Below are 10,502 nucleotides of genomic sequence, written 5' to 3' on the forward strand. Positions count from 1 at the left end.
ATCCAGGGCACCGGCGGCACCCGCGACTGCCCCGTCGCCGATATCCCCAGCGGACCGGGAAAGACGACGCTGGAAAAGGGAGATATCGTTGCATCGGTTTTCCTGCCGGCGCGCCCGGAGCGGGCAGGGGATGCCTATCTGCGGTTTATCCCGCGCACTGAAATGGACATTGCTGTCGCATCGGCTGCGGTCAGCCTCGAGCTTGATGAGGACGGTGGGATTTCCGCCGCTCGTGTCGCTCTGGGGGCTGTGGCACCGACCGTCAGGCTGGTTGAAGCCGCCGGCAAAGCCATCATCGGCACAAAGCTTGATGACGATGCGGTTGCCGCTCTCGTGGCGGCGGTTGAAGCCGCCTGCAGCCCGATTTCGGACAAACGCGGCACGGTTGAATTCCGGACGAAAACAGCCGGTGTGCTGGCTAAACGCGCCGCCCGCACCGCTTACGCACGCGCAGGAGGCTGATCCTATGAAAAAGATGCATATCTCAACGACCATCAACGGCGATGAAACGGAATTTGTCTGTGCGCCCGATGAAACCCTGCTCGACGTGCTGCGCGACAGACTGGCGCTGACCGGGGCCAAGGAAGGCTGCGGCACAGGCGACTGCGGGGCCTGCAGTGTGACGCTGAACGGGCGGCTTGTCTGTTCCTGTCTGGTGCTTGGTGCCGAAGCCGATGGCGCCGAAATCGGAACCATTGAGGGTATGGCAGCCGGCGATAATCTGCATGTGCTGCAGCGCGTATTTATCGAAAAAGCAGCCCTTCAGTGCGGCATCTGCACGCCTGGTATTCTGGTGGCGGCAAAAGCCTTACTGGAGAAAAACCCCGATCCGTCTGAGACCGAAATCCGGTACTGGCTGGCGGGAAATCTCTGCCGCTGCACCGGGTATGATAAGATTATTCAGGCGGTACAGGTTGCCGCCGCTGAGATGAGGAGCGCGTAACATGGCATTTGACGCAGGACGCGAACGTGAATTCAGGATCGTCGGAACCCGTGTCGCACGGCCCGACGGCATCGACAAAGTCACCGGCAAGGCGCTTTACGGCGCCGATATGACAGCACCTGGCATGCTGCATGGCCGCATCCTTCGCAGCCCGCATGCGCATGCGCGGATCGTCTCAATAGACACTTCTGCGGCGGCAGCGCTGAAAGGCGTGAAAGCGGTGGTTACCTCGGCTGATCTGACGCGGCCCGACGATGAGGGGCTGGCCGATATCGCCGATAACTGTCTGGCACGCGACAAGGCACTTTATGACGGTCACGCGATTGCGGCTGTGGCCGCGGTGGACAAATCCGTGGCCCGTGAAGCGATCCGCCTCATCAAGGTCGAATACGAAGTTCTGCCCCACGTTACGGATGTCGATGAGGCTATGAAGCCCGGCGCACCGGTGGTCCAGTCCGGTCGCTCGGATGAAACAGTTGGCGCGGATTTCTCAGAAAACGTGACCAGCCATTTCGAGTTTGGCCATGGTGATACGGATGCCGGATTTTCCCGCGCAGACAAAGTGATAGAGCGCACCTTTAAGACGGCAGCGACGCACCAGGGCTATATTGAACCGCATGCCTGCCTTGCCTCTGTGGGACCCGACGGGCGCGGTGATCTGTGGTGCTGTACCCAGGGCCAGTTCAACGTGCGCACGATCTGCGCGGAACTGATGGGCATGGAAGCGAGCAACCTGCGTGTCACAGCTTCGGAAATCGGCGGTGGTTTCGGCGGCAAGACAACCGTTTTCATCGAACCGGTGGCGCTGGCGTTGTCGCGCAAATCCGGCCGGCCGGTGAAAGTTGTGATGAGCCGCGAAGAGGTTTTCCGCGCCACCGGGCCGACTGTTTCCTCTTCCATCGACGTGAAAATCGGCATGACCAGCGACGGGCGTATTACAGCGGGTCAGGCGCGTCTGCGCTATCAGGGCGGCGCGTTTCCCTGCGGCACGGTCGAATTCGGCGCACAGGCGGCGTTCGCGGCTTATGATCTGGACGCCGTGCAGACGCTGGGCTGGAACGTGATGACCAACCGGCCCAAAGAGGTGGCCTATCGCGCGCCCGGCGCACCGATGGCGATCTATGCGGTCGAAAGCGTGGTGGATGAGCTTTGTCAGGAGTTGTCGCTTGATCCGCTGGAGACCCGCATCCTGAACGCCGCGCGCAAAGGCACGCTGTCGTCTTATGGTCCCACGTTCAACGAGATCGGTCTGATGGCCACTCTGGAGGCAGCAAAAGAGCATCCGCATTACACCGCACCTTTGGGTGAAAATCAGGGGCGGGGGCTGTCCTGCGGCTTCTGGTTCAATTTCGGTGGCAATACCTGTGTGTCGCTCAACCTCAATTCTGACGGCACCGTTGGCGTGGTCGAGGGCAACCCCGATATCGGTGGCTCGCGCGCATCGATCACCATGATGGCGGCTGAGGAACTTGGCATTCCCTATGACCGGGTCCGAACCGTGATCACCGATACAAACTCTATTGGTTTCAATGATGTAACTGATGGCAGCCGGGTAACATTTGCGGTCGGGCTGGCCACCATAGAAGCTGCGCGTGCGGCCATCCGGGAGATGTGCAGCCGGGTGGCAAAGATCTGGGGCATCGACGAAGAGGCGGTGGTCTGGGAGGACGGATATGCCAAACCTTCAGGGCCCAATGCGGGTGAGTTCGAACCGATGAGCATAGCCGAGATCGCGGCAACTGCCGACAACACCGGGGGGCCCATTGCCGGTCACTTTGAGGTCAATGCCGATGGCGCAGGCGTCAGTTTTGGCGTTCATCTTGTGGATACCGAAGTCGACCCTGAGACCGGCACCACCAAAGTGCTGCGCTACACGATCTTTCAGGACGCGGGCAAAGCGGTTCATCCCGATTACGTCGAAGGGCAGATGCAGGGCGGTGCCGTGCAGGGCATCGGCTGGGCGCTCAACGAAGAATATATCTATGGCGAGGACGGACGCCTGCAGAACCCAGGCTTTCTCGATTACCGCGTGCCGGTCGCCTCGGACCTGCCCTCGATTGAAACGGTCATTCTGGAGATCCCCAACCCTGGCCATCCTTACGGTGTGCGCGGTGTGGGCGAGACGCCGATTGTGCCGCCGCTCGCTGCGATTTCAAACGCGGTCTCCAGGGCCACCGGCGTGCGCATGACGGAACTGCCGATGTCGCCGCCACGGTTGCTGAAAGCGATGTCGCAGAAAGGCTGATCTCATGGTGCGGGTCAAGCTCTGGGGGTCGCTGCGGAGCATGGCGGATGGCGAGGAGTTCGTGGAGGTTGAAGCCACGAACTTCAAGCAACTGCTGGATGCGCTTGCGGAAAAACACCCGGGGCTTGTGCCGCAGATCAAACGCGGTGTGTCATTTTCGCTTGATGGTGTGATCTATCGTGACGCCTGGTTCACCCCGGTCAGCGCCGAGAACGAGATCGTTCTGATGCCCTATATGGTCGGTGGCTGATTCCTGCCCGTGCGGTCAGTCTTCTCCGTCGAAATCGACGTGCAGGTGTGTGCCGGACGGGTCTTCCAGATTGACCTGAGTGATCCGGGTACCCGGCACCTTTCGGAACTCGAACGGTATCCCGCATGCCGTAAGCTTATCCGTGAATCCGGTCAGACCGGTGGCACGAAAAGCGAAGTGCTCCAGCGAGGTTTCGTTTCTGGTCAGCGCGGCCTTCGTCTCGATCAGATGCACAACTGCGGTATCTCCGATGTAAAGCCAGACACCCGGAACGCCGAAATCAGGGCGGGGGCCGGGCGTCAGGCCGAGAATATCCTCATACCAGGCTGCAAGTGCGTCAGCGTCCGTGGTGCGCAGGTTCACATGGTCCAGTGCTGTAATCATGCCGTCTTTCCTCCGTCTTTGAGCACAGTGTAGGCCACGAACCGGGGTGCGGGCAATCAGATCGCTGCTCGCCGGGCCTGACCGGTCGGACCGTGCACCGGTGTCGCGCGCTTAGACGATCGTCTGATTGCGCCGGCGGTTGCCCAGAAAACTCTGTCCCTCACAAAGCCCCGCGGATATGTCTTATGACAAAGCGCCCGGGGAGCCATCACATGAAAATTATGTTTTGCACCATATTCTGTTTTGTCTGGGGTATGGCTGCCTGCGCTCAGGAGAGTGTCGAACTGGTTCCGCGACCGGCACGTGTCATGACCGTCGCCGAAAGCCCGCAGAGGGTCGAGCGGCGTTATCCTGCGATTGTGCTGTCTTCGCAGGAGGCCATTTTGTCCTTCAAAGTGTCCGGCGAAGTGATCGAGCTGCCGGTGCGGGCAGCGGACAATGTAAAAGCCGGGGATGTGATTGCCCGTATTGATCCGGAACCTTTCCAAGAGGCGGTCGCGCAGCTGGAAAGCCAGATAGATCAGGCCGCCGCACAACTCAAAGAACTGCGTGCAGGTGCGCGTGACGAGGAGGTGTCGGCACTGGAAGCGGATGTTGCAGCCGCAAAGGCGCAGCTTGACCAGTCCGCAGAGCAGCTTGAGCGGACCCGCGAGCTTGAATCGCGCGGCGTCGTTTCCAAAGCACGTCTTGACCAGGACCGCGCAGCAGCCGATGTGGCAGCAGCCGGATATCAGGCGGCGGTTGAAAAGCTAGCAATCGGCGTGGCCGGCGGGCGGGAAGAACAAATCGCTGGTCAGGAAGCGATTATCCGCGGGCTGGAAAGTCAGGCGCGAACGGCCCGTACCAACCTCAGCGACACAACATTGCGCGCGCCCTTCAACGGGGTAATCGCGCGTCGCGATATCGATAATTTCACCAATGTTTCTGCCGGCAGTCCGGTTGTTCTGCTGCAGGCTTTGGCAAAGGTCCATCTGGCGTTTGACGTGCCGGGTCCGGATGTTCTGATCTGGAGCAGCGGCGAGGAAGTGCGCTCGCACGTTCTGCTTGAAGCGCGCCCCGGGGCACTCATCGAAGCGGAACTGGTCGAGTTTTCGACGCAGGCCGATATCGGTACACAGACTTACCGCGCGCGCGTCTCCATCGACGTGCCCGAGGGCGCGCAGGTGCTGCCGGGCATGGTGGGTACCGTCGTGGTCAGCACCCGGCAGGCTGTGCCGGATGCCATCACGGTCCCGCTCTCGGCAGTCACTGCGTCTGGTGACGGTGCTGCTTTCGTCTGGATCGTGGACCCTGACAGCAATGCGGTAACGGCCCGTCCGGTCTCAACCGGAGATATTACCGGCGAAAACGTAGTGGTGCGCGACGGTCTTTCACCAGGGGACCGGATCGTGACCGCCGGCGTGACCTTTCTGCGCGAAGGGGCGGTGATCCGTCCGGTTACGCAGATCGGGAACTGAGCATATGGATCTTGCCCGCTTTGCCATTGAAAAGCGCCTTATCTCGGCGCTTGCAACGATCCTGATCCTTTTTGGCGGCTATTTCGCCTATACGGCGCTGCCGCGTTTTGAGGACCCGGAGTTTATCATCCGCACAGCTCAGATTGTGACACCCTATCCCGGCGCGAGCGCTGAGGAGGTGGCGGATGAGGTCACCGAGGTTGTCGAGAACGCCCTGCAGCAGCTGGCCGGTGTCAAGCAGGTAAAATCGATTTCCATGTCCGGGCGCAGTCAGGTGACGGTCGAATTTACCATCGCCTCGACCAAAAACCGGGATCAGCTTGCGCAGAAATTCACCCAGATGCGCGCCAAGGTCAGCGATGTACAGAGCTCTCTGCCGCCCAATACACTTACCAGTCAGATTTTTGACGATTACGGCGATGTCTATGCGCTGTATTTTGCGATCACGGGAGAGGGGTATTCGCTCTCTGAGATTTATGAATACGGCAAGGACCTGCAGCGTGAACTTGTGATCGTCGAAGGCGTGTCCAAGGTGGTGCTGAGCGGCGTGCAGAACGAGGTCATTTATGTCGAATATGAACCCGCCCGGCTGATTGAACTGGGGCTTGCGCCTGCGCAAGTGGCAGGATTGCTGGAAGGTCAGAACCTGGTGACGCCCGCCGGGTCGCTCAGTGCAGGACCGGCGCGCCTCACCGTACGCGCGCCGGCGGCCGTCGATTCCATCGAGGCGATTGAAAACCTTGTGCTGGTCAATCCGCAGAACGGGGCCTCATTCCGGCTGCGTGACATCGCAACCATCCGGCGCGGATACGAAGATCCGCCCACCAGCATGCTTTTCCGCAATGGCAAACCGGCAATCGGACTGGGAATTTCAAACAACATCGGCGGCAATGTTGTGACCATGGGCGACAAAGTCAAAGCGCGTATGGATGCGCTGATCTCCGAGCGTCCGATCGGCATTGAAATCGAAACCATATCGGATCAGTCATCTTCTGTGCGCGTTTCGGTCAATGACTTTGTGATGAACGTGGTTCTGGCGCTGGCGATTGTCGTGGGCACGCTGCTGGTGTTTATGGGGCTGCGCTCCGGGTTACTGATGGGGGGGATCCTGCTTGTAACCGTGGCGGGCACGCTGCTGGGCATGTATTTTTACGGGCTCGATATGCAGCGGATCTCGCTCGGAGCGCTGATCATTGCGCTCGGGATGCTCGTGGATAACGCCATTGTGGTGGTCGAAGGCACGCTTGTAAGGGTGCAGAAGGGCGAAGACCCCGCACCCGCCGCCATTGCCGTTGTGAACCAGACAAAATGGCCTTTGCTCGGGGGCACGATCGTAGGTTTTCTGGCCTTTTCGCCGATCGGGTTTTCACCGGACAATACAGGTGAATACGCGGGCAGTCTGTTCTGGACGGTCAGCATTGCGCTGCTCTTTTCCTGGCTTGTCGCGATCTGGCTCACGCCATACTTCTGCACGCTGCTGCTGAAACCAGGCAAGGCTGAGGAAAAGGGTGAGAACTTCATTCTGCGCGGCTACCGGCGGTTTCTGCATCTCGCGATCCGCATCCGCTGGGTCACCATCGCTGTCGTGGCCGGGCTCTTCGCTTCGGCGGTTGCGATGTTCTCCATGGTGCCGCCCGGGTTTTTTCCGGCTTCGACACGTACGCAGTTCGTGGTGGATTATTTCCTGCCCGAAGGCGCGGACATCGAACTGACCCGCCAGCACATGACGGAGATTTCTGAGCACGCGCGCAGTCTGCCGGGGGTCACGGGTACAAACACAGCTGTCGGCGGCGGACATCTGCGGTTCATGCTGACCTATGAGGCGGGTGATCCAAGCTCGGCATACGGCCAGATCCTGGTGGATGTGGAGGAATACCGGCACATCGCGGATCTGATCCCGCAGATGCAGAGCTGGATTGATGAAAGCTTCCCGGCCGGCAACGCAAAGGTCTGGAAATTCCTGCTTGGTCCGGGCGGCGGCGCCAAGATTGAAGCCCGTTTTTACGGCCCGGATGCCGTGGTGCTGCGCGAGCTTGCGGGGGCTGCCAAAGAAGTCATGGCACAGAAGGGCGCAATTGCGATCAAAGATGACTGGGAAGCCATGCGCCCGGTGATCCGGCCGGTGATCAATATCGAAAACGCGCGCCGGCTCGGGCTCTCTCAGGGGGATATACTGACGGCTGTGAACGGTCATCTTGTCGGCACTCAGATCGGCATTTACCGCGAAGCGGAAGAGCTTCGCCCGATTGTGATGCGGCCCTTTGGCCGGGCGCGCGATGATGCCGCCAAACTGCCGGATGTACAGATTTTCAGCAATTCGGCCGGGGCTTATGTGCCGATCGCTCAGGTCGTGGACCGGTTTGAGCTGGTCTTTGAGAACAGCCGCTTGCGCCGCTTTGACCGTAGCCTCGCGATCACCGCACAGTCCGATCCGCCGCAGGGCATGCTGGCAGGGGATCTTTTTGAGGCGGTGCGGGGCCCGGTTGACGCGATGACGCTGCCGCCCGGGTACCGGATGACCTGGGAAGGCGAATACGGCAGCAGCAGCGAGGCCAACGAGGGCCTTGCCGCGACCATGCCAGTCGGCATCGGCGCGATGGTCGTGGTAGTGCTTTTACTCTTTAACGCGGTCCGCCAGCCGCTGATCATCTGGCTTACCGTCCCGCTGGCTCTGATCGGCGTGATCTGGGGGCTGGCGCTAAGCGGGACGGCGCTTGAATTCATGGCCATCCTCGGGATCCTTTCGCTCGCGGGTATGCTGATCAAAAACGCCATCGTTCTGATTGATGAGACCGACAGTCAGATCGGCGCCGGCAAAGAACGCATGCGGGCCGTCATTGATGCCGCGGTCAGTCGTGTAAGGCCGGTGTCGCTGGGTGTGCTGACAACGGTTCTCGGGGTGATCCCGCTGCTCTGGGATCCGTTTTTCAAATCTCTGGCGGTGGTGATCATCTGCGGTCTGAGCTTTGCCACGTTGCTGACCCTGATCGTGGTCCCGGTACTGTATACGGTCTTTTTCCGCATCAGCCCGGGCACGAATGCCGGGGTCGCGCCGGAGTGAGACCGCCGGGCTGCTGCTCAGTCCGAGCGCGCGCCCATCACAGACTGCCACAACTGCATTGCCTGCAGCGCCGGTGCCGATGCCATGACGGCAGCAACGCCTTCGTGGGCATCGCCACAGGCGATGAGGGTCAGGTCGTCTGCAAGGGGCACCAGAAGCCCGCCATCGGCACCGCCGGCAGGCCCGCGACGCATACCGGCCACGAATGCCTCCAGCCGGGCGAACCACGCGGGGTCGCCTGAACATCCTGCACTGGCCTCCTCTGTCAGATCGTTCCAGTTCGTCAAGGCAACTGTTTCCGCTGCTACAATGTCCGACATCACGGCAGCACCGCCTGTCTGGTGGCGCCCGGCGAGAGCCATACGCAGGGCAGGCACTGAGGCTCCGCCGTCGGGGTCGACCGACGTCCCGGTACGTCCGGCGCTGGTCAGAGTGACCTCTTCGCCAGTCTCACAAATCAGACCGAGAACGCCCGCAAGCGTGGTCACGTCCGTGTCTCCGGGCGCGTCATCGCCAAGCCCGGCTGCAATAAGCCGACGGTTTGCGACGTCGAGCGCGCCAAGCTGAACGCCGCCTGCACTGAGCTTCAGGGATCGGGGCAGCACGGTTTCGTTGATCTCGCGCAGCAGTGTTTCCAGTGCTGCGGTTTTGTCCCGGGGCAGGATCCGTGCCGCCTCAGCGCTGCCAAGGCGCGCGAGAAGACCCGGCAGGGCTGCGTCAGAAATGCTGTCTGTCTGTGGTGCGGGCATCAGATCTGCTCCCCTGTGATCTGCGGATCGGTGATGACGCAGGACAACAGCATCGCGGCGTCGCCTGATGCGGGTGCAGCAAGGCAGATGGCCTCGTCGCCCTGCGACCCGGGCCGGCCGTAAGCTTCGGTGCGGCGGGCGGTGAAATGCAGCGCTGCGGCAGGCGCGTGCCCGGGGCTGATCGCGCCGGCGAGCTCAAAACACGCCGTGGCACGGGCGGCAAGGCTGTCGAGGGCTTCGCGCGGGCAGGGTACGGCGCTGCTCCAGCTCAGAACAAGGCCTGCTCCAAGGTCGGTATAGGCGGCAAGGTCGCTCTGCTCTGCTGTGCTGCGCAGTGCGTCCAGTCTGTCCTTCATGTCCATGATATTGTTTTCCTGTACTGGGCGTTATTCGCCGGCCATCACATCACGGTCAGGGCGGGCATCGGGGCGGCGCCGTCCGGACGTATCGCTCGCGCGCACCCGCCGGGGTTGTACGTGTCCGTCGGGCAGCGGGGCTTCGTCTTCGGGCTCGTCAAAGAAGTAGTCCTTTACAGGGACGGCCCGTGCAAAATCCGCCGGAGCCTCGCTGTGGTGTCCCGCCCCATCGGCGCTGCGGTCGCCGCCGGATTTCATCAGCAGCTCAATCAGATGCTCGCAGAAAGGTGCGACACCGCTGGTCTGCCAGATGTCCAGATCGTCGTCAGCGTTCAGCGCATCAAGCAGCGATGCCGCATAGACCGCCGAAAAGAGGCCATCCGTCTCGCGGCGGACCCGCCGGAGCACTCGGTCTTTGTCACGTTCGGTGCGCAGCTTGTCGAACTGTGTGATCAGCAAAATATTCTCGCCACGCGTACAGTCACGCAGGATTTCCCAGATCGCAGCCTCTGACTGGCGCCATGCCTGCGTGGCATGGGTGCACCAGACGACGTGATCGGCCTCTCCCACAACGGTTTCCCACATGTCGGTGGGCATGTTGGGATCGGAAATCCCCGGCATGTCAATCAGATCACAGAGCATCAGCGTATCAGCTTCCATCGTCAGATGGATGTGCTGGGTCTCATCAAGGCAGATGCTGTTGAGGTCTTTCAGATCAAACGGAATGCGGTTGCCGTCCATATCCACCGCGTGCGCGGAGGGCGGACCATAGGTCATCAGAACCGGGGGCAGCCGGGTCGCCGTCACCTTCATCGGCAGGGGGGCCGAGCCCAGCAGGATGTTGGTCAGTGTGCTTTTGCCGGCACTGAACTCTCCCATCAGGGCCAGGCGCGGACGCGGGGCCGCCGCATCGCCGTTCAGCTTTCGGGGTGTCAGGTCATCCATGGTCTGCCGGCTCCATATCGGGCATCGCGGCATAAACTTTGAGCTCTTTGAGGATATCTTCGAGCTGTTCCACGCGGTCGGCCTCTCCGGCACCAAGGCAAAGACGCTGCAA

Annotated in this window: 9 protein-coding genes and 1 pseudogene; 6 read left to right on the forward strand and 4 right to left on the reverse strand. The window is 61.1% G+C overall.

What is annotated here, in order from left to right; translation table 11 throughout:
* The 4 genes and pseudogenes from Q0M35_RS14225 to Q0M35_RS14240 form a co-directional block, all read left to right on the forward strand.
* Positions 1-462: pseudogene (locus Q0M35_RS14225) on the forward strand (xanthine dehydrogenase family protein subunit M); the annotation flags it as partial.
* A 4-nt stretch (positions 463-466) separates the two neighbouring features.
* Complete coding sequence (locus Q0M35_RS14230; protein ID WP_295316433.1) at positions 467-943, forward strand: (2Fe-2S)-binding protein; 477 nt, start codon at positions 467-469, stop codon at positions 941-943.
* A 1-nt stretch (position 944) separates the two neighbouring features.
* Positions 945-3,188: a xanthine dehydrogenase family protein molybdopterin-binding subunit gene (locus Q0M35_RS14235; RefSeq protein ID WP_295316435.1), complete on the forward strand. Its 2,244-nt coding sequence runs from the start codon at positions 945-947 to the stop codon at positions 3,186-3,188.
* Positions 3,189-3,192: 4 nt separating this feature from the next.
* A complete protein-coding gene (locus Q0M35_RS14240; RefSeq protein ID WP_295316437.1) occupies positions 3,193-3,438 on the forward strand; it encodes a MoaD/ThiS family protein in 246 nt (81 codons plus the stop codon).
* Positions 3,439-3,453: 15 nt separating this feature from the next.
* Here the strand turns inward: Q0M35_RS14240 and Q0M35_RS14245 are convergent, their stop codons facing one another.
* Positions 3,454-3,822 carry a VOC family protein gene (locus Q0M35_RS14245; RefSeq protein ID WP_295316439.1) on the reverse strand — a complete coding sequence of 123 codons (369 nt, stop codon included), beginning with the start codon at positions 3,820-3,822 and terminating at the stop codon, positions 3,454-3,456.
* A gap of 212 nt (positions 3,823-4,034) precedes the next feature.
* Between Q0M35_RS14245 and Q0M35_RS14250 the strand changes: the two genes are divergently transcribed.
* Together Q0M35_RS14250 and Q0M35_RS14255 are read left to right on the forward strand one after the other, a co-directional pair.
* A complete protein-coding gene (locus tag Q0M35_RS14250) occupies positions 4,035-5,279 on the forward strand; it encodes an efflux RND transporter periplasmic adaptor subunit (RefSeq protein ID WP_295316441.1) in 1,245 nt (414 codons plus the stop codon).
* Between the two features lie 4 nt (positions 5,280-5,283).
* A complete protein-coding gene (locus tag Q0M35_RS14255) occupies positions 5,284-8,340 on the forward strand; it encodes an efflux RND transporter permease subunit (RefSeq protein WP_295316443.1) in 3,057 nt (1,018 codons plus the stop codon).
* Between the two features lie 17 nt (positions 8,341-8,357).
* On the opposite strand, the gene Q0M35_RS14260 is transcribed toward Q0M35_RS14255, so the two are convergent.
* From Q0M35_RS14260 to Q0M35_RS14270, 3 genes are read right to left on the reverse strand one after another with little or no spacing between them, the layout of a single operon-like run.
* Entirely contained in the window at positions 8,358-9,089 is a 732-nt protein-coding gene (locus Q0M35_RS14260) for a hypothetical protein (RefSeq protein ID WP_295316445.1), read from the reverse strand.
* Positions 9,089-9,451 (reverse strand): hypothetical protein, encoded by a 363-nt coding sequence (locus Q0M35_RS14265; protein WP_295316447.1) that lies wholly within the window; start codon positions 9,449-9,451, stop codon positions 9,089-9,091. Before Q0M35_RS14265 ends, Q0M35_RS14260 begins: the two co-directional genes overlap by 1 nt.
* A gap of 24 nt (positions 9,452-9,475) precedes the next feature.
* Entirely contained in the window at positions 9,476-10,390 is a 915-nt protein-coding gene (locus Q0M35_RS14270) for a dynamin family protein (RefSeq protein ID WP_295316449.1), read from the reverse strand.
* Positions 10,391-10,502 lie beyond the last annotated feature (112 nt).

Origin of the sequence: Roseobacter sp., assembly GCF_024639605.1 — a bacterium.
Taxonomy (GTDB): Bacteria; Pseudomonadota; Alphaproteobacteria; order Rhodobacterales; family Rhodobacteraceae; genus Roseobacter.